The sequence below is a fragment of the Methylobacterium sp. WL7 genome, from assembly GCF_008040085.1.
In the GTDB taxonomy this organism is placed as follows: Bacteria; Pseudomonadota; Alphaproteobacteria; order Rhizobiales; family Beijerinckiaceae; genus Methylobacterium; species Methylobacterium mesophilicum.
Window position 1 is genome coordinate 22150 of the sequence record NZ_VRVG01000029.1, and the last position, 26124, is coordinate 48273.

A 26124-nucleotide genomic window follows, 5' to 3' on the forward strand; every position below is an offset into this window, starting at 1 on the left:
GATGAGACGCGGGTCCCCTCTCCCGTGCGGGAGAGGTCTGCTCTCGCAGAGAGCCGGGTGAGGGATGCGACCTCTCCGGAAGACCCTGGTCCCTCACCCCAACCCTCTCCCGCACGCGAGAGGGGGCGCGTCACGACCTTCACAAGCGGCGGGTCACCCTCGTAACCCGCCGACACGCTCCTATCAGTGCGGCCGCGCCTCGCCGCCGCCGGTCTCGCCGCGGCGCTTGGCCTCGTCGTACTCGACCGCCTCTTCCTCTTCTTCCGGCACGACCTCGTTCGGGCCGGCCGTCACGTAGTGGAAGAAGCCCGCGACCGCGGCAAAGCCCATGGCGGCAAGCCCGAACACCTTGGCGCCGCCCTTCCAGAAGGCCACCAGCGGCGAGATCTTCGGGTCGTTCGGCAGGCCGGCATAGAGGCTCGGCTGGTCGGCGTGGTGCAGCACGTACATGACGTGCGTCCCGCCGACGCCGGCCGGGTCGTAGAGGCCGGCATGCTCGAAGCCGCGCGACTTCAGGTCCTCGACCCGGGTCTCGGCCTGCTCGATCATCGCCTGCTTGGTGCCGAACATGATCGAGCCGGTCGGGCACGCCTTGGCGCAGGCCGGAGCCTGACCCACCGCGACCCGGTCCGAGCACAGGGTGCACTTGTACGCCTTGTGGTCGGTCTGGCTGATGCGCGGGATGTTGAACGGGCACCCCTTCACGCAATAGCCGCAGCCGATGCAGTTCTCCTCGATGAAGTCGACGATGCCGTTGGAATACTGCACGATCGCCCCGGGGGACGGGCAGGCCTTGAGACAGCCCGGCTCGGTGCAGTGCATGCAGCCGTCCTTGCGGATCAGCCATTCGAGGTTCTGGGTCTCCGGGTTCTCGTACTCCGTGAACCGCATCAGGGTCCACGACTTCGGCGTGAGGTCGTGGGGGTTGTCATAGACACCGCGGTTGATCCCGATGTCGTCGCGCAGGTCGTTCCACTCCTCGCAGGCCGACTGGCAGGCCTTGCAGCCGATGCATTTCGACACGTCGATGAGCTTGGCGACCTCCACCTGGCGGCGGATCTCCGGCGGCGTCTCCGTGGAGGCGGAGCGCTGACGGATATCGAGGGAGCTGTAATCGGCCATGCTGTCAGCTCCCCTCAGGCGACCGCGTCGGACGGCGGCGTGGTCGGCTCGATATTCACGAGCCAGGCCTTGAACTCCGGCGTCTCGGTGTTCGCGTCACCCACCACGGGCGTCAGCGAGTTCGGGTGCCATCCTTTCTTCGTCAGGCCCATGAAGCCCCAGTGCTGCGGGATGCCGACGACGTGGACGGGCTTGCCGTCGCAGATCAGCGGCTTGATCCGCTTCGTCACCACCGCCTTGGCCTTGAGCGAGCCGCGCTTCGACCAGACGCGGACCCAGCCGCCCTTGGCGATGCCCTTCTCCTTGGCCAGCTCCTCCGAGATCTCCACGAAGGCCTCGGGCTGGAGGATCGCGTTGATCCGGGCATGCTTGGTCCAGCCGTGGAAGTGCTCGGTGAGCCGGTAGCTCGTCGCCGCGTAGGGGAACTCGGTCGCGTCGCCGAGATCGGCCAGGTCGTCCTTGAAGATCCGGGCCGCCGGGGCGCCCTTGATCTTCGGGAACGGGATGTTGGCCATCGGCGATTCGAACGGCTCGTAGTGCGTCGGGAACGGCCCGTCGCGCATGAGTCCCCGGGTCCACAGGCGGGCGACGCCCTCCTGGTTCAGGATGAACGGCCCGACGCCCTTATCGGGGGCGACGGTCACGCCGTAATCCGGCACGTCGAAGCCGATCCACTGCTTGCCGTTCCACTCGATGAGCTTCTTCTTCTCCGACCAGGGCTTGCCCTCCGGGTCGCAGGACGCACGGTTGTAGAGCACGCGCCGGTTGGCCGGCCACGCGAAGGCCCAGTTCGGCGCGATGCCGCGGTCGCCGGGATCGGTGTTGTCCCGGCGGGCCATGGTGTTGCCCTTCTCGGTGTAGCAGCCCGAGTAGATCCAGCACCCGCAGGCGGTCGTGCCGTCGTCCTTGAGCTGGGCGAAGCCGTCGAGCTGCCGGCCCGCCGGCATGACGGTCCCGTTGAGGTCGGGCGTCGGCGCCACCGTGTAGCCGTTCAGCTCGCGGGCGAGCTCGGTCGGCGTCGGCGACTCGGCGATGGCATAGTCCCATTTCAGGTTGACGATCGGGTCCGGGAACGCGCCGCCGTCCTTCTTGTAGGCCGCCTTCACGCGGAGGAAGATCTCCGACATGATCTCGATGTCCGAGCGGCACTCGCCCGGAGCCTCCTGGGCCTGCCAGTGCCACTGGAGCCAGCGGCTGGAGTTCGACAGCGAGCCCTCCTCCTCCGCGAACAGGGTGGTCGGCAGCTCGAACACCTCGGTCTGGATCTTGGCCGGGTCGACGTCGTTGTACTCGCCGTGGTTCTCCCAGAACCGGGCGGTCTCCGTCTTGAGCGGATCCATCACCACGATGAACTTCATCTTGGAGAAGGCTTCCGTCATCTTGGCGCGGTTCGGGAACGACAGCAGGGGGTTGAAGCCCTGGATGATGTAGCCCGTCATCTTGCCCTGCTTGGCGAGCTCGAACCCACGGATCACGTCGTAGGTCGGCACGTCGAGCTTGGGCAGGTAATCGTAGGCCCAGTCGTTCTCCTTCGTCGCCTTATCGCCCCACATCATCTTCTGGAACGAGACGAAGAACTTGTTGTAGTTCTGCCAGTAGCTGGTCTGGCCTGGGCGCAGCGGCTTGAACTGCCGCTTGGCGATGTAGCTCGCGTAGTCCGGCTCCTTCTCCACGGGCAGGTTGAGATAGCCCGGGATGAGGTTCGACATCAGCCCGAGATCGGTCAGCCCCTGGATGTTGGAGTGGCCGCGCAACGCCTGCATGCCGCCGCCGAGCATGCCGATATTGCCGAGCAACGTCTGGACGATGCACATCGAGCGGATGTTCTGCGAGCCCTTGGAGTGGTGCGTCCAGCCGAGCGCGTAGAGCGAGGCCATCGTCCGCTCAGGCGACGACGTGGTCGCCATCAGCTCGCAGACCTTCAGGAAGGTCTCCTTCGGCGAGCCGCAGATCCGCTCCACCATCTCGGGCGTGTAGATGGCGATGTGCTTCTTGAGGAGCTGCATGACGCAGCGCGGATGCTGCATCGTCTCGTCGACCACGGCGTAGCCATCGGGACCGATCTCGTAGTCCCAGGTGGTCTTGTCGTAGTCGCGCTTGTCGGCGTCGTAGCCGGCGAACAGGCCCTCGCTGAAATCGTAGCCCTCGCGGACGACGTAGCCCGCGTTGGAATAGGCCGCGACGTAGCGGTGCTGCAGCTTGTCGTTGTCGATCAGGTACTTCGCGACACCCGACAGGAACGCGATGTCGGTCCCCTGCCGGATCGGGCAGTACAGGTCGGCCACCGACGCCGTGCGGGTGAAGCGCGGGTCGACGACGATGAGCTTGGCGTTGTTATGGGCCTTCGCCTCGACGACCCACTTGAATCCGCACGGATGTGCTTCGGCGGCATTGCCGCCCATCACGGTAATCACGTCCGCGTGCTTGATGTCCATCCAGAGGTTGGTCATCGCACCGCGTCCGAAGGAGGGCGCCAAACTGGCGACCGACGGACCGTGTCAAACCCTGGCCTGATTATCGAAGACCAGGGCCCCCATGCTGCGCACTGTCTTGTAGGTCAGCCAGGCCGTCTCGTTGGTGGTGGCCGAGGCGCCGAGGAAGCCCGTCGTGGTCCAACGGTTGACCGTCAGCTCTTCGTTCTTGGCCAGGAAGTTCTTGTCCCGATCCTCCTTGAGGAGGGTCGCGATCCGGTCCAGCGCGAAGTCCCAGGAGACGCGCTTGAACGCGGACGTGCCGGGGGCGCGGTAGAGCGGGTACTTCGTGCGGGTCTCGGAATGCACGAAGTCGAGCAGCGCCGAGCCCTTGGGGCAGAGCGTGCCGCGGTTGACCGGGTGATCGGGGTCGCCCTCGACATGCATCACCGAGGAGCGCGCGTTCTTCGAGCGGTCGCCGAGGCTGTACAGGATGACGCCGCACGCCACCGAGCAGTACGGGCACGTGTTGCGGGTCTCGCGCATCTGCGCGAGCTTGAACGGCCGCACTGCGGCGGCCATGGCCGGCTGGAGGCCGCCGAAGCCGAGTGCGCCGAGCGAGCCGCCCGCGAGGCCGGCGCCGGCCCCCTTGAGCAGGCCACGCCTAGAGACCTGGACGTTCATCTCCGCTCCTTAAAGCGATCTGGTATAATTCCAGGGTGTCCCAAAAAAGCGTGCACGAGGCAAGTGTGGTTGCGTGACACAGAGACCGCTGCTGTTTTAAGTTGACCAGCCCGTTGGACGAGGCGCCATCGTCCTGCACGGGCTGGCTTTTTTCACTTGGACGGCGCGGCCGGATTCGTGCCCGACGGGCCGCCGGTGCGGTGGTCCAGCGGCGCCTGCGGCTCCGTCGCGGAAGACCCACCGGTGTCGGCGCCGGGGACGGGCCGCTTGGCGTTCTCGTCGATGGAGTGACCACCCGGATTCGGCGCATCCTTGGCGGCCGACTGCTCGCGGGGGACGGGGGCCTGGCTCCAGCCGTCCTGCGCGCTGCGCGACTTGTCGCCCATCGCGTCGATGCCTTTGATCTCGCCGGGCTTCGTCTGGGCGAGGGCGGGCGCACCCGTCGCGGCCACCATCAGGAACGCCGACAGGGTCAGGGACAACGAGCGGGACAAAGGGCGAATCCGATCTGTGCGAGGGGTCATGGCCGGCAACGTGCCCCCGGCATGGCCAGTTCCGATTTCGGACATCGACCACCGTGACGGTCTCTTAACCAAGCTTTGCCATTCTCAAGGCGAGACACACGGGAGCCTCGGGATCATGACGAAGTCGTATCCGGAGCGCCCCTCCGAAGAGACCGCCTCCTCCACCGTTGCCCCGCTCAGCCCGAGCGTGCGCCGGCATCTCGGCCAGAACCTGCGCTCGGTCTACGCCGACACGTTCGCCGCGCCGATCAACCAGCGCCTCGAAGCCCTGGTGAAGCAGCTCGGCAAATCGAAGCCGTAAGCCGCGCTGCGCGCCGGATCGCGGAGGCGCCCGGGTCCGGCCCGCATCACGCGGCAGGTGCGTCAGCGCACACCAAGTCGTTCTTTCTATGAAACTCGCCGCGGCGGCGACATTCTTCTCCTCGTGCATTCCGCGGGAGAAGATCCATGCGTTCCGCCGGCGGGCGCACCCCCAGACGCTTGTGTTTCCGGGAATTCCGCCGATCCTGCTTCGAGCACACAACGGTGCGAGAGCCGCCGCCTGGCTTGACTTCGTTCGGTAAAACGAACGATCCAGGGCCCCGGGCGTGCGCTTCTCTGCAGCGCAACCGTGGCCGGCGGGGAGAGGCGACGTGATGAAGAACGGTGCGGCACGGAACCGGGCTGTCCGGGCGGTCGGACTCTCGATGCTGGTCGGCGCCGGCCTGCTGAGCGGCCTCCTTCCGGCCGGGGCCGAGACCGCGCTGCTGAACGTCTCCTACGACCCGACCCGGGAACTCTATCGCGAGATCAACACGGTCTTCGCCGAAGCGTGGAAGGCCAAGACCGGCGAGGCGATCACCGTGCGCGCCTCGCATGGCGGCTCGGGTGCACAGGCCCGGACGGTGATCGACGGCGTCGACGCCGACGTGGTCACGCTGGGCATCCCGTCGGACATCGACGCCATCGCCAAGCTCACCCGCAAGATCCCCGACGACTGGCGCAGCAAGCTCCCGAACGAGGCCGTGCCCTACACCTCGACGGTGGTGTTCCTGGTCCGCAAGGGCAACCCGAAGGGCGTGAAGGACTGGGCCGACCTGACCAAGCCCGACGTGAAGGTGATCACCCCCAACCCCAAGACCTCGGCCGGGGGACGCTGGAACTTCCTGGCCGCCTGGGGCTACGCCTACGGCCAGGACAAGGACACCGCCAAGGCGGACGCCTTCGTGGGCCAGATCTACAAGAACGTGCCCGTGCTCGACACCGGGGCGCGCGGCTCGACCGTGACCTTCGCACAGCGCGGGCTCGGCGACGTGCTGCCGACCTGGGAGAACGAGGCCTACCTGGTGCTGCAGGAATTCGGCGCCGACAAGTTCGACATCGTCTCGCCGCCGACCTCGATCTACGCCGAGCCGCCGGTGGCCCTCGTGGCAGTGAACGCCGAGCGCAAGGGCACCACCAAGGCCGCCCAGGCCTATCTCGACTTCCTCTACAGCGACCGCGCGCAGGCGATCTTCGCCAAGCACCATTACCGCCCGATCCGCCGCGAGGCGGCGGCGCCGGCCGACCTCGCCCAGCTCCCCGAGATCAAGCTGTTCAAGATTGAGGACATGCAAGGGTCCTGGGACGACATCCAGAAGCGGAACTTCGACGCCGGCGGCCTGTTCGACCGGTTGAGCCGGGCCGGCCGCTGAGGCGGGAACCATGGTCGAGACACCGCGTCGCAAACGGACCTTCCGCCGTCCCAGCGTGATCCCGGGCTTCGGGCTCAGCTTCGGCTACACGCTGACCTGCCTCGGGCTCGTCGTGCTGCTGCCGCTCGCCGGGCTCGTGGCCAAGGCGTCCGGCCTCGGGCTCTCGGGGATCTGGTACGTGGCCACCGATCCGCGGGTGGCCAGCGCCCTGAAGCTCAGCTTCGGCGTCTCCGCGGTCGCGGCGCTCACCGCCTCGGTGTTCGGCTTCCTGGTCGCCTGGGTCCTGACCCGCTACCGCTTCCCGGGCCGGAAGATCGTCGACGCGGCGGTCGACCTGCCCTTCGCCCTGCCGACCGCCGTGGCCGGCATCGCGCTCGCCTCGCTCTACGCGCCGGACGGGCTGCTCGGCGCGCCGCTCGCCCGTCTCGGCATCCAGGCGGCCTACACGCCGGTGGGGATCTTCATCGCCATGGTGTTCATCGGGCTGCCCTTCGCGGTGCGGACCGTGCAGCCGCTGATCGCCGAGATCGACAAGGAGATCGAGGAGGCCTCCGCCACCCTGGGCGCCACCCGGCTCGGGACCCTGACCCGGGTGGTGCTGCCGCCGCTGATCCCGGCGGTGCTCACCGGGTTCGCCCTGGCCTTCGCCCGGGGGGTCGGCGAATACGGCTCGATCATCTTCATCGCCGGCAACCTGCCCTACGTCTCGGAGATCGCGCCGCTGCTGATCGTGATCAAGCTGTCCGAGTTCGACTACGGCGGTGCGGCGGCCATCGCCACGATCATGCTGGGCATCTCGTTCCTGACCCTGCTCGCCATCAACCTGATCCAGGCCTGGAGCCGGAGGCGCTTCGGCTATGTCTGAGATCTTCTCCCCGACCATCACGCCGGCCACCCGGCCGGAGCCCGTCGCCTCGGAGGGCGCCGGAACCCGTTTCGTCCTGATCGGGATCGCGATCACGTTCCTGGCGCTGTTCCTGGTGCTGCCGCTGCTCGCGGTGTTCACCCAGGCGTTCTCGAAGGGGCTCGATGCCTTCCTGGCGGCGTTCCGGGAGCCGGATGCCTGGAGCGCGATCCGCCTGACGCTGACGGTGGCGGCGATCGCGGTGCCGTTCAACGTGGTGTTCGGCCTAGCGGCCTCCTGGGCGATCGCCAAGTTCGAGTTCCCCGGCAAGTCGCTGCTGATCACCCTGATCGATCTGCCGTTCTCGGTCTCGCCGGTGGTCTCGGGGCTGATCTACGTGCTGCTGTTCGGCTCGCAGGGCCTGTTCGGCACCTGGCTGATGGACCACGGGATCCAGGTGCTGTTCGCCCTGCCGGGGATCGTGCTCGCCACGGTGTTCGTCACCTTCCCGTTCGTGGCCCGCGAGCTGATCCCGCTGATGCAGGAACAGGGTTCCGCGGAGGAGGAGGCCGCGCTGACGCTCGGCGCCTCGGGCCTGCACGCGTTCCGCACGGTGACGCTGCCCAACATCCGCTGGGGCCTGCTCTACAGCGTGCTCCTCTGCAACGCCCGGGCGATGGGCGAATTCGGCGCGGTGTCGGTGGTGTCCGGCCACATCCGCGGCCTGACCAACACCATCCCACTCCACGTGGAGATCCTCTACAATGAGTACAACTTCGTCGCCGCCTTCGCCGTCGCTTCGCTCCTCGCCGTCCTTGCCCTCATCACCCTCATCCTCAAATCCGTCCTCGAATGGCGGTTCGCGGGCGAGCTTGCGCACGGCCGGGCTCACTGACAGCCCCTTGGACCGTCCCTCGACGGCGATCCGGGTCGAGAACGTCTCGAAGACCTTCGACACGGCAGCGGTGCTGCACGACCTGTCGATCGACGTGCGGGCGGGGGAGCTGCTCGGCCTGCTCGGCCCCTCGGGCTCGGGCAAGACGACCCTGCTGCGGATCATCGCCGGGCTCGACGCGCCGGACCGGGGCCGGATCCTGTTCGGCGACGACGACGCCACCGGCCTCGCCGTGCAGGAGCGGGCGGTGGGCTTCGTGTTCCAGCACTACGCCCTGTTCAAGCATATGAGCGTGGCCGACAACATCGCGTATGGGCTGAATGCGCGGCGTCGCGCCGAGCGGCCGGCCAAGCCCGAGATCAAGCGCCGGGTCGGCGACCTGCTCGACCTGATCCGGCTCTCGGGCTTCGGCGACCGCTTCCCGTCGCAGCTCTCCGGCGGCCAGCGCCAGCGGGTGGCGCTCGCGCGCGCGCTGGCCGTCGAACCGCGGGTCCTGCTGCTGGACGAGCCCTTCGGCGCGCTGGACGCCCAAGTCCGAAAGGACCTGCGCCGCTGGCTGCGCGAGATCCACGACCGCACCGGCCAGACCACGATCTTCGTCACCCACGACCAGGACGAGGCCCTGGAGCTGTCGGACCGGGTCGCCGTGCTCGACCGCGGCCGCCTTGAGCAGGTCGGCACCCCGGACGAGGTCCAGGAGCACCCGGCCTCCGCGACCGTGATGAAGTTCTTGGGCGACCACGTCGAAGTGGAAGCGCTGGCCGAGGGCGGCCGCGTGCTGGTGCGCGGCCGGGAGACGCCGGTGGCGGCGCCGGCCGGGATCATCGGCCCGGTCAAGCTCTATGTCCGGCCCTGGCAATTGCAGCTCGCCGAGCCCGAGGCGGCGCACCTGTCCGGCACGGTGCGCAGCTCCTACCGCAGCCAGGGCCGCCAGCGCATCGAGGTGGTCGATACTGAGGGGCGGGTGCTCGCGGTGGAGGATTTCGACGGGATCCGCCATCCGGCCGGCCACCCGGTGGGCCTGCGGATCAACGGGGGGCATGTGTTCGGGTGAACCTCGTCAGACGCTGCACATCCGCCTAGGCTCCCGCCCATGACGACCCCGAATCGCACCGTCCAGTCCGATGTCCTCTCCGCTGTCGGCGGCACGCCGCTGATCCGCCTGCGCCGGGCTTCCGAGGAGACCGGCTGCGAGATCCTGGGCAAGGCCGAGTTCCTGAATCCCGGCCTGTCGGTGAAGGACCGGGCGGCGCTGTCCATCGTGCAGGATGCCGAGGCGAAGGGGCTGATCCGGCCGGGCGGCACCATCGTGGAGGGCACAGCAGGCAATACCGGCATCGGCCTCGCCCTGGTGGCCTCCGTGCGCGGCTACCGGACGCTGATCGTCATCCCGGTCACCCAGTCCGAGGAGAAGAAGCAGACCCTGCGGCTCGCCGGCGCCCGCCTCGTGGAAGTCCCGGCGGTGCCGTTTTCCAACCCGAACAACTACGTCCACGTCGCCCGGCGGCTGGCGGAGAAGCTTGCCGCCACGGAGCCGAACGGGGCGTTCTTCGCCGACCAGTTCGACAACGTGGCCAACCGGCAGGCCCACGTGGACGGGACCGGGCCCGAGATCTGGGAGCAGACCGGCAGCCGGGTCGACGGCTTCGTCTGCGCGGCCGGGACCGGGGGCACGCTGGCCGGCACCGCGGCGGCCCTGCGGGCCCGGAACCCGGGCGTGCGCATCGCGCTCTCCGACCCGGAGGGCTCGGCGCTCTACGCGCACTACACCACCGGCACCCTGAAGGCGGAGGGCTCGTCGATCACCGAGGGGATCGGCCAGGGCCGGATCACCAAGAACCTCGACGGCTTCACCCCGGATCACGCCTTCCGCATCCCCGACCGCGAGGCGCTGGACATCGTGTTCGGCCTGATGCGGGAGGAGGGGCTGTCGCTCGGCGGCTCGTCCGGCATCAACGTCGCCGGGGCGATCCGGCTGGCCCTGGAGCTCGGCCCCGGCCACACCGTGGTGACGATCCTGTGCGACGGGGCGGCGCGCTACGCCTCGAAACTGTTCAATCCGGCCTTCCTGACCGAGCGCGGCCTGCCGGTCCCGGGCTGGCTCGAAGCACCGCAGGATGTGTTGCCGGATTGGCACGCCTGAGAACTACGGCCCGATCCAGCGAATATCCCCGCAAAAGTGCGGCCCGGCGTTGAACGGAACGGATTGTCGCAGCGTTTCAACGGTCACGCTCGCAACAACAGCGACCGTCCGGAGAGCCTGTTCTATGTCCCTCGTTACCATTCTCCTCATCATCCTGATCATCCTGGCCTTCGGCGGCGGCGGCTTCCTGGGCGGCGGCGCCTATCGCGGCCCCGGCTTCGGCCTCGGCGGCATCCTGCTCATCGTGCTGATCGTGCTGCTGGTGACCGGCCGCCTGTAAGCGCCCCTCGGACGCGGCCCTGCCGAAGCGTCTCCGGTTCGGCAGGGCGCGTCCGAAACGGCGCGCCCGCCTCACGGTTCGGGGCAGGTTCCCCGGTCCGCGAGGCGGGCCCTATCGACAGCTGATCCCGACGATGGCCTGGGCCACCGCGCCGGGCCCGGAATTCGGGATCGGCTTCGCCTCGGCGACACCCTGGCCGGCCAGGAAGGCCGCGACCGCCTGGGCCGGCACCAGGGCCAGGCGCGCAGGCGGCACGATGCCGGCGACACGCCGCACGGCCGCCGGATAACGGGCGACGAGCCCGACGAGCCGCCCCGACCGGTCGAGCACGGGCGCTCCGGCGGAGCCCGGCTGAAGCGGCGCGATCACGCCGCCCGCCACGGCCGTGGCCGGGGCGGCCAGAACCCCGTCCGAGCCCGGGGCCAACGCGATCAGAACCTCTTCGGCGGCCACCGCATCGGTTCGGACCGGCACCCGGATCGGGGCCGGGATGCCCGCCGCCTCGAGCAGGGCGAGCCCGGCCGGGTCGGTCGCGATCAACCGGGCGGGTGCCGTCCCGACGCGCGGCGCGGGGCAGCCCTCCAGCACCGAAGCGGCGGTGAGGGCGCGCCCCGGCGCGATCGCCAGGCCGGTCCCGGCCTCCGCGCCGGCGGCGCCCGTCGGCGGCACCGCCGCGGCTGCTCCGGGCGGCGGGTCCGCGGCGACCTTCGCGGGTCCGAGTGCGGCGGCCGTCGGGAACGGCTCGAAGGCGTTGGCCACCGCGATCACCAGGCGGCCGACCTCCGCGGCGAGCGCGCGGTCGTAGCCGATCAGGAAGCCGCGCACGCCCTGCGGCCCGGCATCGTACCGAACGTAGGACAGGCCGGTCCCGGTCTCGGCGGTGACCACCAGGGAGTCCGGCCGGCGCAGCTTGTAGGTGACCTTGCGGGTGGGCAGCGGCACGGTCAGCTGGTCGAACAGGCCGTCCACGGTCTCGCCCCCCGGCGGGATGGCGCGGGATTCCAGGGTCACGCGCCCGTCCGCGCTCTGCCAGCGGGTGCCGGCCGGCAGGGCCGTGCGCTTCGAGAGCAGGCGCTCGGGCACGCCGATCGCCGCACCGCTCGCCGGATCGACGGCGACCCGGAAGCGGGCCGCCGCCTTGGCCGCCGCGCCCGCCGCCAGCAGCGCCGCCCGGCCGCGCGGCTCCAGGGGATCGGCCCCGCCGGCCCGGGTGCGGTAGGCCGTCAGCGCGTCGAAGGTCCGGCGGCCGAACGCCCCCGAGACCACGGCGTTGAAGTCACCGGTCCAGACCAGCGCGTCCTGGACCGCCTTGCGCTCCGCCTCGGGCAGCGCCTCGAACGCGACCCTGGTCGCCTCGAAGGCGGGATCGGGCACGGGACGATCCTGGGCAAATCCCGGCGCCGTCAGGCCCGCGAGCAGGAGCGCCGCCAGGAGAGGCCTCGTCCGCCGGCGCCGCAGGAGCGTCTCCGGACCCAATTCGTATCCCGCCCCATGCGAATCCATCGCCGTCCCCGACGCTCAACCCGGCAACCTTGGCAGAGCCTCCGGGCGGGCGCCAGACCGGGCGTGCGCGCGGAATCTGTTCGAACCGCCGCGCACGCCCGTGCACGCGGCCGCGCGATGCGCTAGAGGGCAGGGGTCCGGCCTCGCGGGCCGGCCTGGATTCCGACTCGCCTCGGACCTCCTGCCGGCCGCGCGCCGCCGCCATGGTCCGACGCGGAGCCCGGCATGAGCGAGACGAGCAACACCTTCAAGAAGGCGCCCAAGCGCAAGCCCACCAAGGGCAAGAGCGTCAGCGTCTCCCCGGAGATGCGGCAGGCCTATGCCAACCTGATCCAGGAACGGGCCGAGAAGCAGGAAACCTACGGGCGGCACCTGCCGCAGGAAGAGACCAAGCGCCGGTAAGAGAACCGGGTTTCCAAAGGGCTCAGCCCTTTGGCGGGGTGTCGGGGCAGAGCCCCGATGGCATCGAGCTTCGCTCGACCCAGGCTCTGCCCTGGACCCGCAAGAGGTCCCGGACCTTTTGAAACCCTGATGGTTTCGAACCGCCCTAGCGCTTGCGCACGAACTCGGTGCGCAGGACGAGCCCCTTGATCGTGTCGTGGCGGCAATCGATCTCTTCGGGATCGTCCGTGAGCCGGATCGACCGGATGACCGTGCCCTGCTTCAGGGTCTGGTTCGCGCCCTTGACCTTGAGGTCCTTGATCAGCGTGACCGCGTCGCCGTCGGCCAGGACGTTGCCAGCCGCGTCGCGGGCCTCGGCCCTGGCCGGCGCCGCGGCGGCCTGGCCGGGCGGGAGCCACTCGCCCGTGGCCTCGTCGTACACGTAGGATTCGTCGTCGCCGGCCAATGCCATAACCCCCGATGCCGGGTCCGGGCGCTGCGCCCGTCACCCTGCGCGTCCGCGCCCCTCACGCCGAATCGGTCATCGCCCCGGCGGGGGTGCTGGAACGAGCGCGGCCGTTCTCGCGCCGGGCCGAGCCCGGGGCAAGAGGGGGGAGGAAGAGGCGAGCAGTGGCCGGGGCCGGCGATCCGGCCTCCGCATGCGGGCGGAGGCCGGGGGAGGCGGCGTCAGCGCTTGAGCGGACCGGCCTCGATCACGTCCTCGACCGTGCGTAGGCCGGCGCGCGGAGAGTTGACCAGGCAGGCCATGTTGCCGGGCGGGTGCTGGTTCTTCCACATCTTGGTGTGGGCCTGGGGGATCTTGTCCCAGGGGAACACCTCGCTCATGCACGGGTCGACCCGGCGGTCCATCACGAACTGGTTCGCCGCCGAGGCCTGCTTGAGGTGGGCGAAGTGCGAGCCCTGGATCCGCTTCTGGCGCATCCAGACGTAGCGGGCGTCGAAGGTGATGTTGAAGCCGGTGGTGCCGGCGCAGAACACCACCATGCCGCCGCGCTTCACCACCAGGGCCGAGACCGGGAAGGTCGCCTCGCCGGGATGCTCGAAGACGATGTCGACATCCTGCTTGCCGGTGATGTCCCAGATCGCCTTGCCGAACTTCCGGGCTTCCTTCGTCCAGGCGTGGAACTCGGGCGAGTTCACCGTGGGCAACTGCCCCCAGCAGTTGAAGTCCTTGCGGTTGATGACGCCCTTGGCGCCGAGGCTCATCACGTAGTCGCGCTTCGAATCGTCCGAGATCACCGCGATGGCGTTGGCGCCGGAGGCCGCGCAGAGCTGCACGCCGAACACGCCGAGACCGCCGGAGGCGCCCCAGATCAGCACGTTCTGGCCGGGCCGGACAGTGTGCGGCGCGTGGCCGAACAGCATGCGGTAGGCGGTGGCCAGGGTCAGCGTATAGCAGGCCGCCTCCTCCCAGGTGAGGTGCTTGGGCCGATGCATGAGCTGGCGCGACTGCACCCGGCAATACTGCGCGAACGAGCCGTCGCCCGTCTCGTAGCCCCAGATGCGCTGGCTCGGCGAGAACATCGGGTCGCCGCCGTTGCACTCCTCGTCGTCGCCGTCATCCTGGTTGCAGTGAACGATGACCTCGTCGCCGACCTTCCAGCGCTTCACCTTGGCGCCGACCTTCCAGACGATGCCGGAGGCGTCCGAGCCGGCGATGTGGTATTCGCCCTTGTGCACGTCGAAGGGCGAGATCGGCTCGCCCAGGCCCGCCCAGACGCCGTTGTAGTTCACGCCCGCGGCCATGACGTAGACCAGCACCTCGTCGTCGCCGATGTCCCACACCGGCAGCACTTCGAGCTGGTGGGATTGCTCCGGGGGCCCATGACGCTCGCGCCGGATCGCCCAGGCGTACATCTTGGCCGGCACGTGACCCAGCGGCGGGATCTCGCCCATCTCGTAGAGATCCTTGACCTCACCGTCCGCCGGACGGACCGCACCGCTCGCAGCCATCTCGCTCTCCTCTCATCCCGCGCTGTTCTCACGGCCGCGGTTCTCTCCCGCGCTATAGCGGCGATGTCGGAGGCGTCCAAGTGGGCCGAAAGTCGAAATCGGAGGGTTTCGAACGTGAAAAAGCGCCCTGCCCAAGGCCGGCGCCGACGTATTCAAATTCGGCTTGCGAACCGACCAAGTATTATTCGGCGGGGGCCGACCGCCGACCGGACCCGAGACCTTCCGGGACGGGACGCCGGACCGTCCGGTAGACTTTATACCACCGATGAGCCCGGACACGGCGCTGCGGCCACAGGGCATCCGCTCGACCGACGCCGCGTCGGGTGCGTCGGGAGCGGCTTTGGACTATCGCGGGTGGATCGAGACTCCGCATCGGGATGTGCCGCGCCATGCTCAACGTGAAGGCCATCGTCCGGCGCCCGGCCAAGCGGGATCTGCTCCGGGTCGCGCTCGCTTGCGGCCTCGCGGCGGCCCTGCCCGCGACGGTCTCGGCGAAGGATCAGTCCAAGCCGTGGAACGTCAGCGGCAAGCTCCTCGGCGAGCCCGACCCAAAACATCCCGCCGAGGCGGAGCGGAGCGAGAAGGCCCGGGATGTGAGCGGCATCGCCTGCGCCACCGATACCGGCTTCCCGCGGATCTGCCTCGTGGCCGACGACGAGTCGCAGGGCGCCCAGGTGGCGATCCTGCGGGACGGCAGCCTCGTGGCCGGACGCTTCATCCGGCTGATCGACGCCACCCGAAACGGCAAGCCGCTGGAACTCGACGCCGAGGGCGTGGCCTATGCGGACGGGGCCTTCTACGTCATCGGCTCGCATGGCCGCCCCCGGCGCGAGCACAGCCAGGACGCCGAGGGCGACGCGCGCGCCGAGGCGACCCGGCACCTGTTCCGCATCCGCCTCGATCCCAACGCCGTGGACCCGGAGACCGGCCAGCTTCGCGCCGAGCCCGAGATCGCCGGCACGGCAGCGCTGGCGCGGATCATCGCCGACATCCCGGCGCTGGCCCCCTTCCACGACCGGGCCCTGGAGGAGGGCGGCGTCACCATCGAGGGCGTGGCGGTGCGGGGCGGCCGGCTCCATGCCGGCCTGCGCGGCCCCGTGCTGGCGGATGGCAGCGCCGCGATCGTGTCGGTGCCCCTCGCCGGCCTGTTCGACGGCAAGCCGGGCGCCGGGACCCTCGCCACGGTGGCGTTGGGCCCGGACAGCCACGGGCAGAAGCGGGGCGTGCGCGACCTCGTGGCCGTGCCGGACGGCTTCCTGATCCTGGCGGGGCCGATGCACGACCCGGAGGGCGGGGCGGTCGCGGCCGGCGACTACACGGTGTTCGCGTGGGACGGCACGGGCGCGCCGCGCAAGCGCCTCGATCTGCCCGGCTACGCGAAGAAGGAGAAGCCGGAGGCGCTGCTACCCCTCGACGCCACCGCGGACGGGCAGCGAGTGCTGGTGTTCTTCGACGGCCCGAAGGAGGGCGCCCCGCGCGCGCTCGTGCTGCCGCGCTGATCGGCCGACCCGTTCAAATCCGGCTGTCGGCCCGCACAAGTTTTTTAAAGTCTCTCCGGGCCCTCCCGGGCCCTCTTGCACGTCTGTCGCGGATGACGCGCTCGGCTGCCTTCGCTACGGTGCGGCCAAGACTGCGCCCCGTGCGCGGATAGTGAACAAGACCACAGGGAGGCCACGATGGGCGCGAGCGTCGCGGAGACCAAGGGCGACACGTCGAGCCGCGACAAGCCCTGGATCATCCGGACCTATGCCGGGCACTCGACCGCGGCTGAGTCGAACAAGCTCTACCGGGGCAACCTCGCCAAGGGCCAGACCGGCCTGTCGGTGGCCTTCGACCTGCCGACCCAGACCGGCTACGACCCGGACCACGAGCTGTCGCGCGGGGAGGTCGGCAAGGTCGGCGTCTCGATCGCGCATCTCGGCGACATGCGGGCCCTGTTCCAGGACATCCCGCTCGCGCAGATGAACACCTCGATGACCATCAACGCCACGGCCCCGTGGCTGCTGGCGCTCTACCTGGCGGTGGCCGAGGAGCAGGGCGCCCCGCTGGACGCGCTCCAGGGCACGACCCAGAACGACATCATCAAGGAGTACCTGTCGCGGGGGACCTACGTGTTCCCGCCCGCGCCCTCGCTCCGGCTCACCAAGGACGTGATCCTGTTCACGACCAAGAACGTGCCGAAGTGGAACCCGATGAACGTCTGCTCCTACCACCTGCAGGAGGCGGGGGCGACGCCGGTCCAGGAGCTGTCCTACGCGCTGGCCATCGCGATCGCGGTGCTCGACACGGTGCGGGACGACCCGGAATTCGACGAAAAGAGCTTCTCCGACGTGTTCGGCCGGATCTCGTTCTTCGTGAATGCCGGGCTGCGGTTCGTCACCGAAATCTGCAAGATGCGGGCGTTCGCCGAGCTCTGGGACGAGATCGCCCAGGAGCGCTACGGCATCGACGACCCGAAGAAGCGCATTTTTCGCTACGGGGTCCAAGTCAACAGCCTCGGGCTGACGGAACAGCAGCCGGAAAACAACGTCCACCGCATCCTGATCGAGATGCTGGCCGTGACGCTCTCGAAGCGCGCCCGCGCCCGGGCCGTGCAGCTGCCGGCCTGGAACGAGGCGCTCGGCCTGCCGCGGCCCTGGGACCAGCAATGGTCCATGCGCATGCAGCAGATCCTGGCCTTCGAGACCGATCTTCTGGAATATGACGATATCTTCGACGGCTCGAAAGTCATCGAGGCTAAGGTCGAGGCTCTGAAGGCCGAGACCCGGGCCGAGCTGGAGCGGATCGGCGGCATCGGCGGCGCGGTCGCCGCGGTGGAGACCGGCGCCCTGAAGCGCGCCCTGGTGGAGTCGAACGCCAAGCGGATCTCGGCGATCGAGGCCGGCGAGCAGATCGTCGTCGGCGTCAACAAATGGCAGCAGGGCGAGCCCTCGCCGCTCACCGCCGGGGAGGGCGCGATCTTCTCCGTCTCCGAGACCGTGGAGATGGAGGCGCAGGGGCGCATCCGCGAATGGCGCGGCAAGCGCGACGCCCAGGCGGTCGGCCGGGCGCTCGACGCCCTGGAGCAGGCCGCGCGCTCCGGCGCCAACATCATGCCGGTCTCGATCGAGGCCGCGAAGGCGGGGGTCACCACGGGCGAGTGGGGCGAGCGCCTGCGCCAGGTGTTCGGCGAGTACCGGGCGCCCACCGGGGTCAGCCCCGAGACCGTCTCCTCCGGGGCGGCCGACGAGGCCAAGCTCCTGATCGCCGATCTCGGCGAGCGCCTGGGCGAGACGCCGCGGCTGGTGGTCGGCAAGCCCGGCCTCGACGGCCACTCCAACGGCGCCGAGCAGATCGCGCTCCGCGCCCGGGACGTCGGCTTCGACGTCACCTACGACGGCATCCGGCAGACCCCGGCCGAAATCGTCGCCAAGGCCAAGGAGACCGGCGCCCACGTGGTCGGGCTGTCGATCCTGTCGGGCAGCCACGTGCCGCTGGTGCGCGAGGTCCGCGCCCAAATGCGCGAGGCGGGGCTGGACCACATCCCGGTGGTGGTCGGCGGCATCATCTCGCCCGAGGACGAGCTGGTCCTGAAGAACATGGGCGTGCGCGCGGTCTACACGCCCAAGGACTACGCCATCGACGCGATCATGATCGGCCTGGCCAAGGTGGTGAACAAGAGCCTGGACCGCGCCTCCGACCCGTCGGAACCGCCGCGGGAGGGCGCACAGGTTTATTGAGGCGGCATCCCGACCGGGATGCGGGCTGGCGCGCCTTCCCGCGCGCGGCCCGGATCGCGTAGGACCGCGCGATGCCGTCCGCGCTCGACACGATCCTCCTCCTCGCCGTCCCGCTCGCCGCCGCCCTGTCGGCCGGGCTGATCCTGCGGCTGCGGCCGGTGCTGCAGCGCTACGCCCTGGCGCGGCCGAACGCCCGGTCGAGCCACACCGTGCCGACGCCGCAGGGGGGCGGGATCGCCGTGGTGACCGCGCTCGTGACGATCTCGGGGCTGCTGATCGCGGCACCCGAGATCGGCGGCCGGCCGGACTGGGTCCGGCTCGCGAGCGGCACCCTGGTCCTGGCGCTGCTCGGCGCCGTGGACGACCTGCGGCCACTGCCGGCCGGCCTGCGGCTCGCCGTTCAGGCGGGCGTGGTCGGCGTGTTGGTCTGGCACCTCGACGGCCGTCTGGTGCCCGGGGCGCCCCTGTGGCTCGAGCGCGGCCTCGCGCTGCTGGCCGGGATCTGGTTCGTCAACCTGACGAACTTCATGGACGGGCTCGACTGGATGACGGTGGCCGAGATCGTCCCGGTCTCCGGCGCGCTGCTGCTGCTCGGGCTCGCCGGATACCTGCCGGCGCTGCCGGCCCTGGTGGCGGGCTGCCTGCTCGGGGCGATGCTGGGCTTCGCACCGTTCAACCGGCCGGTGGCAAGCCTCTTCCTCGGCGATGTCGGCTCGCTGCCGGTCGGCCTCGTCACCGCCTGGCTGCTGTGCCAGCTCGCCCTGGCGGGGGGGCTCGCCGCGGCGCTGCTGCTGCCGCTCGCCTACCTCGCCGATGCCAGCCTGACGCTCGCCGCCCGCGCCGCACGGGGCGAGCGGGTCTGGGAGGCGCATCGCGGGCATTACTACCAGCGCGCCACCGATCACGGCCTGACCGTCCCCGGCGTCGTGGCGCGGCTATTCGGGGTCAACCTCGTGCTGGCCGGGCTCGCCGCCGCGACCTTGCTTTGGCCGTCCTGGCCGGTCACGCTCGGAGCGCTTGCGGCCGGGCTCGCCCTGGTCGCGGCCCTGCTCCGCCGCTTCGCCCGCGCCCCCGCGCCGGCCCCAGCCGAAGGTGCCGCACGCCCGTGACCGGATTGATCGCGCTCACCGGGGCCACCGGCTTCATCGGCCGCCACCTGCTCGCCGACCTCACCGCCCGCGGCTACCGGGTCCGGGTGCTGCTGCGCCGGCCGACGGCGCTGCCGGAGGGCGCCGCGAGCGCGGTGGTCGGCGACCTGACCCGCCCGATCAACATGGCGGCGGCGCTCGCAGGCGTCGACGCGGTGGTGCACTCGGCGGGCCTCGCCCATGCCAATCTCACCACTTCCATGTCGGGGGCGCCGGAGGACGATTACCGGACCCTCAACACCGAGGCGACGCGCAAGCTCGCGGAGGCGGCGTCCCGCGCGCGGGTGCGCCGGTTCGTGTTCCTGTCCTCGATCCGCGCGCAGGTCGGCGCCAGCGCGCCGGGCGTGGTCAGGGAGGGCGACGCCCCCCGGCCCACCGACGCCTACGGCCGCTCCAAGCTGGAGGCCGAGCGGGCGCTGGCCGAGACCGGGCTCGACTGGGTCGCGCTCCGCCCGGTCCTGGTCTACGGCGCGGGCGTGAAGGGCAACATGGCCGCGCTGCTGCGGCTCGCCCGCAGCCCCTACCCCCTGCCGTTCGGCGGGCTGGCGGCGCGGCGCTCGCTGATCTCCCTGGAGAGCCTGTCGGGGGCCGTGGACGCGGTCCTGCGGGCGCCTTCCCCGATCCGATCCGCCCTGGTCGCCGCCGACCCGGACGCCTTGAGCTTGGCCGAGATGCTCACGGCGCTGCGCGCCGGCCTCGGCCGCAAACCCGGGCTGGTCCCGGTACCGGCCGGGCTCCTCGGGCTGGCCTGCCGGCTGACCGGCCGGGAGGCTCTGTTCGCCCGGGTGGCCGAGGGCCTGGAGGCCCGCGCCGACGGCCTCGCGGCGCTCGGATGGCGCCCGGCCGCGCCGACGCGGGACGGGCTGGCGCGGCTGGCGCGGGCGGGGGGCTGAGTTCAGGGCGGTGACGAGCTTTCCCATCCACACCCCTCATCCTGAGGCGCCCGCGTCAGCGGGCCTCGAAGAAGCCCTCCAGGGATCGCGGGGCCGGCTGGAGGGTCCCTTCGAGGCCTCTGCTGCGCTCCGCCGCCTCAGGATGAGGGGATAGGGCGGGACGAAACACGACGCCGACCCGGGGAGCCGAACGCGTCAGCCGATCGCAGCGCTCGCCGCACCGACCGGCGGCTCGGCCTCGGCCGTCGCCCCCGTGGAAACAAACTCCCGCCCGGCCGGCCGTTGCGCGTGGCGCTCGCGGAAATGCGGCACCGCCGCCTCGAACACGGCTTCCGCGGCCGCCCGGTCGCCCGCCGCGACGGCTGCCTGCAGCTGCGCCACCCAGGCGTCGAGCCGGGCGCGGTCGGCGAAGACCGGACGGGCCGCCATCACCCCGTCGATGCCCGGCAGGGTGACCCGGGGCTCCTCCCGGGCGAACAGGATCTCGTTGAGGCGCTCGCCGGGCCGGGCGCCGGTATAGGCGATCTCGATCTCCGCCCCCGGCTCGAACCCGGCGAGCCGGATCATCCGCTCGGCGAGTTCGGCGATCCGCACCGGCTGGCCCATCTTGAGCACGTAGACCGCGGCGCGATCCGCCTCCGGGGCGGCCCGGCCCTCGCCGTCGGCGTGGGAGGCCGCGGTCAGGACGAGGTCGCAGGCCTCACGCACGGTCATGAAGTAGCGGACCATGTCGGGATCGGTGACCGTGACCGGGCCACCCCGGGCGATCTGCCCCTTGAACACCGGCACCACCGAGCCGACCGAGCCGAGCACGTTGCCGAAGCGCACGGCGATCAGCCGCGTGGGATGGCCCGGGCGGGCCGACTGCTCGGCATCGAGCGCCTGGGCGACCATCTCGGCGAAGCGCTTGGTGACGCCGAGCTGCGACACCGGCTCGATCGCCTTGTCGGTGGAGACCATCACGAGGGCCCGGGCGCCCGCCGCCACCGCGGCCTCGGCGACGTTGATCGAGCCGAACACGTTGGTCTTGATGCCCTCCTGCCAGTCGCGCTCCAGGTAGGGCACCTGCTTGAGCGCGGCGGCGTGGACCACGCAATCGGGCCGGAACGCCGCGATGACCTGATGGACCCGCTCCCGGTCGCGGATGTCGGCGAGCACGCCGGTCACCGCGGCCTGGGCGGACAGGATCGCGGGGTGGCTGAGGATGCCGTGGAGCGCCGGCTCCGAGGATTCGAGCACCAGCACCGCGGCGGCCCCGAAGGCCACGGCCCGCAGGCAGATCTCGGAGCCGATCGAGCCGCCGCCGCCCGTCACCACCACCCGGCGGCCTGCCAGGAACGCCTCCAGGCGCGGCCGGTCGATCGCCACGGTGGGACGCAGCAGCAGGTCCTCGATCTCGAGGGGCGCCAGTTCGGGACCCTGCGCGCCCTCGCCGAGCCCGACCACCCGGGCGAGCGGCAGGCCGAGCCGCCGGGCGCGGGCGATGAGGTCGTCGGGGGCGGCCTCCGGCACGAGGGCGCTCGGGGCCGCCACCAGCCGCCGCACCGGCTCGCCGCCCGCCGCGAGGTCGGCAACCACGCGCTCGAGGTCCGCGAAGCCGCCGAGCACCGGCACGCCGCGCATGAACTGCCCGGTCTCGTCCGCCCGGGGCGACAGGATCCCCCGGGGCGCGAGCTTCTTCACCGAGCCCGCCTCGATGGCGCGGATCAGCACGTCGATGTCGGCGCCCCGCCCGAGCAGCAGCGTCGGCACGGTGGCGGCCCGGGCGCTCGATTGCCGGGAGCGGCTGTCCTTCAGGTACCGGAACGCCAGGCGCGCGCCCCCGAGCAGAAAGATCTGCAGCACCCAGTACAGGAAAATCGCGATCTTGCCGAAGAAGTAGAAGCCGTACAGGTCGGACGAGACCAGGACCCAGTCGGTCACCAGCAGGGCCAGGGCCAGGACGCTGGCCGCCCGGACGATCCCGGCGAGGTCCTGCAGCGAGGCGAAGCGCCACTTGGTCCGGTACAGCCGGAACCGGCCGTAGACCAGGCCGGCGAACAGGAGGAACGGCGGCAGCAGCAACGGCAGGGCGTGCAGGCGCTCGGCCAGCATGCCGCCCTGGAAGCGGAACAGGAAGGTGAGCACCACGGCGGCGGCGGTCGCCGCAAGGTCGTGGGCCACCATCACCGCGATCTTGTAGAAGCGCTGCTGCATCGGAGGCCGGATGGGGTGCCGCGCGGTATCCGCCGCGGCATCCGCCCTGTCAACGCGGGGCCGGGCGCCTCAGGAGCGCGCCCCGCCCGGAGATCGTCCTACTTGACGATCGCGCCGGAGAAGCCGGTCTTGAAGTTTTTCTGGTAGGTCCGGCCCTTGAGCGGGTAGACCTTATCGACGAGCAAGGTCTTGACACGCTCGTTGAAGTCTTCGGTCGTTACGGTCTGGGCCTTACCCGTGATCAGCGTCCTGGCCATGTTCGTCTCCGCGTCGTCGCCCAGGGCACGGTATTGCGCGGAGGGTGAACTCTACATGGGGCATGCGCGACGATTTACAAAGACTTATCTTTCAGGTGAGCGCCCGGACGGCCGCTCCGGCCGCGTCGTCGACGCGGTCGATGTCGGGGGCGTCGATGTGCCGGTAGCGGGCCTGGATCAGCCCGAAGGCCCCGAAGGCGGCGTGGCCGGCCGCGACGAGGCCGAGCAGGATCCAGCCGTAGGGCTGCGCGCGCAGCAGCGCGAAGGCCTCCGTCAGTCCCTTCGCGTCCGACGAGCGCTGGTGCCAGGCCGCCGCCACCAGGAAGCCGCCAATGATCAGGAAGGCGATGCCCCGGGCCGCGTAGCCGAAGCGGCCGACCGGGCCGGCCCAGCGCTCGCGGGCCTCGGCGTCGAGGGCGAGCCGGTCGGTGACGTCGCCCCGCCAGGCCTTGCCGAGGAACCCGAAGCCGCCGCCGATCACGCAGAGCCCGCCCAGGGCCACGAGCCAGCGGCCGAACGGCTTGGACAGGAGCCACGCGGTGCCGTCGTGCATGCCGTCGCCGCCGCTCATGCCGAGGCCGAGGCTGAGCGAGGCCGCGCTGACGGCGAGGCCGATATAGATCGCTGCGCTGATCAGGTGGGCGCCGCGCACCGCCAGCCCCTTGGCGGACGTGCCCCGCCGGTCGGCATCGGTCACGCCCTCGACGAAGCGCCAGAGCGCGAAGCCGGCGAGCCCCAGGGCGATCAGCCCGACCACCACCGCACCGAACGGCCCGGCCAGCACCGCGCGCAGGGCATCCTTGCTGTCGCCGGCCCGGCCGCCCTGGCCGATCGCCGCCAGCAGCGCCAGGGCGCCGACCACGACGTAGACGATTCCGCGGGCGCCGTAGCCGAAGCGGGCGATGCGCTCGATCGTGTTGCGGCCGCCGGGGATGGGCATCATGCGCGGCACCGGGCAGGACGGGGTTCTGGGTGCGGCATGGGCGGGATCCGGCGGCGGGCGACCGGTCAACGTCCGGATGCCCGGTCCCGATCCGTTGCCAGCTCTACACCAGGCGCCGGATCACATCGGCGTCCGGTCCGCCCGGCCGGCCAGGGCGACGTAGAAGCCGAGCCCGTCCTGGGCCGGCAGGGTGTGCAGGCGCTCGATCAGCCCGCGGCGCTTGGCGTCGAGGAGCAGGCGTCCCGCGGGCTGGAACAGGGTCTCGCCGCCGCCCTCCGGGGGCGGATCCAGCCGGATCGCCACGGTCTTGCCCTTGGCGAAGCGGCTGCGCTCCAGCATGTCCTTCAGCGACGCCTCCGCGGTCGCCCGGTTGGCGCCGCGCAGGTCGAGCACCGATTCCGCGTCCGTCACGCCGAGGGCGCCGCGCAGCTTGGCCGCATAGAAATCTTCGAAGTGGGGCAAGTCGGTGCCTTGACGCTCTGCTGGGCCGGGGAAGCCGGCCGGTTGAGATCGGGTGCGGCCGCTCAGGATGCGAGGCCGCGGTAGATGTCGTGCACGGGCACGGCGCCGTCGAGTTCCGGCAACGCGACGCTGCCGTCGGGACCCAGCGCCTGCACGCTCCAATCGTCGCCCCGGCGCCGCCAGACCTCGACCCGGACCTCGTCGGAATAGACGATCAGCAGGACCTGCAGGCTCGGCACCGTCCGGTAGAAATCGATCTTGCGGCCCCGGTCCAGGCTCATGGTCGAGGGCGACAGCACCTCGGCCACCAGCAGCGGGTCTTCGGCGTATCCGTCCGGCAGCGGCGGCCCGCAGCGCACGACCACGTCGGGGATCGGCACGAAGTCGTCCTGCGCCGCGCTCAGAATGCCGAGACCCGGCATGGCACGGCAGCCCCTCGGCTCGGCGAGCGCGTCCAGGCGCCCAGCGAGATTCATGACGATGCGTTGATGGGCCTCGCGCGGGGGCGCCATGAGCACGGGGTCGCCATCGAGCAGCTCCCAGCGCTCCTCGTCTGGACGGCTCTCCGCCCAGTGCCTGAATTCGGCACCATCCATGCGCGCGTCGCGCTTCGCGGCCAAAGCCATCGCCGCCCTCCGATCCGGACGCGATGGTAGCACCCGCGAGCGCGGCCGCAACAGCGGTGGTTCAGAACGCGACGCGGGCGTAGGCCTCGCCCACCGGCAAGGCGCCGCCGAGTTCCGGCAGGGCGATGGACCCGTCCGGCCCGGCGACCCGCATCGTCCAGCCGGCATCCCGGCGCCAGACCTCGATCCGAGCCTCGTCCTGATAGACGATCAGCAGTGTCTGGAGGCTCGGGAGGGTGGCGTAGAAGGCGAGCTTGCGGCCCCGGTCGTTGGTCATGGTGCCGGGCGAGAGCACCTCGGCGATCAGAAGAGGGTCGTCGATGTAGCCGCTAGGCGGCATCGACCCGCAATGGACCACCACGTCCGGATAGGGCGCATAATCGTCCATCGCGTCGCTGAGGATCGCCAGGCCCGGATAGGCACCGCAGCCGCGCGGCTCGGCCAGCCTGTCGAGACGCGTGAGCAGGTTGGTTACGATGCGCTGGTGCCGGGCGCTCGGCGGCGCCATCAGCACGGGCTCGCCGTCGAGCAGCTCCCAGCGCTCCTCGTCCGGGCGCGGCTCCACCCAGCGCCGGTATTCGGCGACGCGCATGCGCGTGTCGCGCCTCACAGCCAATGCCATGACGGCCTCCGATCAGACGCGCCACGCTATCACGGACCGAAGAAGCCGGCGACGGCTCAATCCGTCTGGAGCGCGGCCGGCAGGTCCGCGCCGGCTTCGAGGAAGCGCTGCGGATCGACCGGATCGCCGTCGATGCGCGTCTCGTAATGCAGGTGCGCCCCGGTGGAGCGCCCGGTCGAGCCGACCATGCCGAGCACGTCCCCGGCTGCGACGCGCTGGCCCGGCCGGACGGCGATGCGGGCGAGGTGCCCGAACCGGGTGACCACGCCATGGCCGTGATCGATCTCGACCATGTTGCCGTAGCCGCCCGCGAATTCCGCGGCGCTGACCCGCCCGGGGGCTGTGGCCCGGGCGGGCTCGCCGTACTCGGCCTTGAGGTCGAGCCCGGTATGGAGCGCGAGGCCCCGGGTGAACGGATCGAGGCGGGTGCCGAACGGACTCGACACCACGGGCTGGCCGCGTATCGGCCGGCCGAGCGGCAGCGTCGCGGCGAGCTGGTGCAGGCGCGCCCCGTCGTCGAGCGCCCGGCGGGCGAGGGCCAGGCGAGTGTCGAAGCGGGTCTCGAAGCGGGTCTCGTAGCCTGGGCCGTCCAGGGCGGCGGCATCGAGGGGGACGAGCGGGCCGCCGGTGCCTGCCGCGGCGCGGTCGAAGCGGTCGGGGTCGAAGCCGGTGCGGCCGATCAGCCCGCGCAGGCGCCGGACCGTGTCGCCGGCCCGCTCGACCACCTGGGCGAGGCGCGCGCCCTGGGCGGCCCCCAAGCCGTCGAGGCGCGCCTCCAGGCGGATCAGCCCGGTCTCGGCGTCGCGGGCGCTCCGGCGGGGGAG

25 protein-coding genes are annotated in these 26124 nt (G+C 70.9%); 12 read left to right on the top strand and 13 right to left on the bottom strand.

Annotation, left to right across the window (positions count from 1 at the left end; translation table 11 throughout):
- Nucleotides 1-183: 183 nt before the first annotated feature.
- From fdxH to FV233_RS10450, 3 genes are all read right to left on the bottom strand, one after another.
- A complete protein-coding gene (gene fdxH, locus FV233_RS10440) occupies nucleotides 184-1122 on the bottom strand; it encodes a formate dehydrogenase subunit beta (protein ID WP_147897429.1) in 939 nt (312 codons plus the stop codon).
- A 14-nt stretch (nucleotides 1123-1136) separates the two neighbouring features.
- Nucleotides 1137-4217, bottom strand: coding sequence for a formate dehydrogenase-N subunit alpha (fdnG, locus tag FV233_RS10445; RefSeq protein WP_147897430.1), 3081 nt, complete (start codon nucleotides 4215-4217; stop codon nucleotides 1137-1139).
- Nucleotides 4218-4369: 152 nt separating this feature from the next.
- Nucleotides 4370-4711, bottom strand: coding sequence for a hypothetical protein (locus FV233_RS10450; protein ID WP_147897431.1), 342 nt, complete (start codon nucleotides 4709-4711; stop codon nucleotides 4370-4372).
- 145 nt (nucleotides 4712-4856) lie between these two features.
- On the opposite strand from FV233_RS10450, the gene FV233_RS10455 reads away from it, so the two are divergent.
- The 7 genes from FV233_RS10455 (at nucleotide 4857) to FV233_RS10485 (ending at nucleotide 10576) form a co-directional block, all read left to right on the top strand.
- A complete protein-coding gene (locus tag FV233_RS10455; protein WP_147856433.1) occupies nucleotides 4857-5042 on the top strand; it encodes a hypothetical protein in 186 nt (61 codons plus the stop codon).
- A 385-nt stretch (nucleotides 5043-5427) separates the two neighbouring features.
- On the top strand, nucleotides 5428-6414 hold the full coding sequence (locus tag FV233_RS10460) for a sulfate ABC transporter substrate-binding protein (protein WP_238259777.1): 987 nt from the start codon (nucleotides 5428-5430) through the stop codon (nucleotides 6412-6414).
- 10 nt (nucleotides 6415-6424) lie between these two features.
- On the top strand, nucleotides 6425-7279 hold the full coding sequence (cysT, locus tag FV233_RS10465; RefSeq protein WP_147856432.1) for a sulfate ABC transporter permease subunit CysT: 855 nt from the start codon (nucleotides 6425-6427) through the stop codon (nucleotides 7277-7279).
- Complete coding sequence (gene cysW, locus FV233_RS10470) at nucleotides 7272-8153, top strand: sulfate ABC transporter permease subunit CysW (protein WP_147856431.1); 882 nt, start codon at nucleotides 7272-7274, stop codon at nucleotides 8151-8153. Before cysT ends, cysW begins: the two co-directional genes overlap by 8 nt.
- Nucleotides 8154-8181: 28 nt before the next feature.
- Nucleotides 8182-9207, top strand: a complete 1026-nt coding sequence (cysA, locus tag FV233_RS10475; protein WP_147897445.1) for a sulfate ABC transporter ATP-binding protein — start codon at nucleotides 8182-8184, stop codon at nucleotides 9205-9207.
- 39 nt (nucleotides 9208-9246) lie between these two features.
- Nucleotides 9247-10296 carry a cysteine synthase A gene (locus FV233_RS10480; RefSeq protein ID WP_147897432.1) on the top strand — a complete coding sequence of 350 codons (1050 nt, stop codon included), beginning with the start codon at nucleotides 9247-9249 and terminating at the stop codon, nucleotides 10294-10296.
- A 124-nt stretch (nucleotides 10297-10420) separates the two neighbouring features.
- Nucleotides 10421-10576: a hypothetical protein gene (locus tag FV233_RS10485; protein ID WP_007563230.1), complete on the top strand. Its 156-nt coding sequence runs from the start codon at nucleotides 10421-10423 to the stop codon at nucleotides 10574-10576.
- Nucleotides 10577-10687: 111 nt separating this feature from the next.
- Here the strand turns inward: FV233_RS10485 and FV233_RS10490 are convergent, their stop codons facing one another.
- Entirely contained in the window at nucleotides 10688-11950 is a 1263-nt protein-coding gene (locus FV233_RS10490; RefSeq protein ID WP_246689954.1) for a serine protease, read from the bottom strand.
- Nucleotides 11951-12304: 354 nt separating this feature from the next.
- Between FV233_RS10490 and FV233_RS30230 the strand changes: the two genes are divergently transcribed.
- A complete protein-coding gene (locus tag FV233_RS30230; RefSeq protein WP_187278002.1) occupies nucleotides 12305-12481 on the top strand; it encodes a hypothetical protein in 177 nt (58 codons plus the stop codon).
- Nucleotides 12482-12626: 145 nt separating this feature from the next.
- On the opposite strand, the gene FV233_RS10495 is transcribed toward FV233_RS30230, so the two are convergent.
- Together FV233_RS10495 and ccrA are read right to left on the bottom strand one after the other, a co-directional pair.
- Entirely contained in the window at nucleotides 12627-12926 is a 300-nt protein-coding gene (locus FV233_RS10495; protein ID WP_147897434.1) for an alkylphosphonate utilization protein, read from the bottom strand.
- 221 nt (nucleotides 12927-13147) lie between these two features.
- Complete coding sequence (gene ccrA, locus FV233_RS10500; RefSeq protein ID WP_147857214.1) at nucleotides 13148-14434, bottom strand: crotonyl-CoA carboxylase/reductase; 1287 nt, start codon at nucleotides 14432-14434, stop codon at nucleotides 13148-13150.
- A 389-nt stretch (nucleotides 14435-14823) separates the two neighbouring features.
- Here ccrA and FV233_RS10505 point away from each other — a divergent pair, with 389 nt between their 5' ends.
- From FV233_RS10505 to FV233_RS10520, 4 genes are all read left to right on the top strand, one after another.
- Nucleotides 14824-15933: a DUF3616 domain-containing protein gene (locus FV233_RS10505; RefSeq protein WP_187278088.1), complete on the top strand. Its 1110-nt coding sequence runs from the start codon at nucleotides 14824-14826 to the stop codon at nucleotides 15931-15933.
- Nucleotides 15934-16110: 177 nt separating this feature from the next.
- Nucleotides 16111-18153 (top strand): protein meaA, encoded by a 2043-nt coding sequence (locus FV233_RS10510; protein ID WP_147897436.1) that lies wholly within the window; start codon nucleotides 16111-16113, stop codon nucleotides 18151-18153.
- A gap of 71 nt (nucleotides 18154-18224) precedes the next feature.
- Nucleotides 18225-19262, top strand: a complete 1038-nt coding sequence (locus tag FV233_RS10515) for a glycosyl transferase (protein ID WP_147897437.1) — start codon at nucleotides 18225-18227, stop codon at nucleotides 19260-19262.
- On the top strand, nucleotides 19259-20194 hold the full coding sequence (locus FV233_RS10520; protein WP_147897438.1) for an NAD-dependent epimerase/dehydratase family protein: 936 nt from the start codon (nucleotides 19259-19261) through the stop codon (nucleotides 20192-20194). Before FV233_RS10515 ends, FV233_RS10520 begins: the two co-directional genes overlap by 4 nt.
- A gap of 195 nt (nucleotides 20195-20389) precedes the next feature.
- On the opposite strand, the gene FV233_RS10525 is transcribed toward FV233_RS10520, so the two are convergent.
- The 7 genes from FV233_RS10525 to FV233_RS10550 form a co-directional block, all read right to left on the bottom strand.
- Nucleotides 20390-22390, bottom strand: a complete 2001-nt coding sequence (locus tag FV233_RS10525; RefSeq protein ID WP_147897439.1) for an SDR family NAD(P)-dependent oxidoreductase — start codon at nucleotides 22388-22390, stop codon at nucleotides 20390-20392.
- Between the two features lie 98 nt (nucleotides 22391-22488).
- Complete coding sequence (locus FV233_RS30235) at nucleotides 22489-22647, bottom strand: hypothetical protein (protein WP_167367636.1); 159 nt, start codon at nucleotides 22645-22647, stop codon at nucleotides 22489-22491.
- A 91-nt stretch (nucleotides 22648-22738) separates the two neighbouring features.
- Nucleotides 22739-23590, bottom strand: coding sequence for a DUF1206 domain-containing protein (locus FV233_RS10530; RefSeq protein ID WP_147897440.1), 852 nt, complete (start codon nucleotides 23588-23590; stop codon nucleotides 22739-22741).
- A 120-nt stretch (nucleotides 23591-23710) separates the two neighbouring features.
- Complete coding sequence (locus FV233_RS10535) at nucleotides 23711-24052, bottom strand: hypothetical protein (RefSeq protein ID WP_147857174.1); 342 nt, start codon at nucleotides 24050-24052, stop codon at nucleotides 23711-23713.
- Nucleotides 24053-24114: 62 nt separating this feature from the next.
- Complete coding sequence (locus FV233_RS10540) at nucleotides 24115-24678, bottom strand: Uma2 family endonuclease (protein ID WP_147857173.1); 564 nt, start codon at nucleotides 24676-24678, stop codon at nucleotides 24115-24117.
- A gap of 61 nt (nucleotides 24679-24739) precedes the next feature.
- Complete coding sequence (locus FV233_RS10545; RefSeq protein WP_147897441.1) at nucleotides 24740-25300, bottom strand: Uma2 family endonuclease; 561 nt, start codon at nucleotides 25298-25300, stop codon at nucleotides 24740-24742.
- Between the two features lie 56 nt (nucleotides 25301-25356).
- Nucleotides 25357-26124, bottom strand: a 768-nt coding sequence (locus FV233_RS10550; RefSeq protein WP_147897442.1) for a M23 family metallopeptidase, incomplete at its 5' end; no start/stop codon positions are given.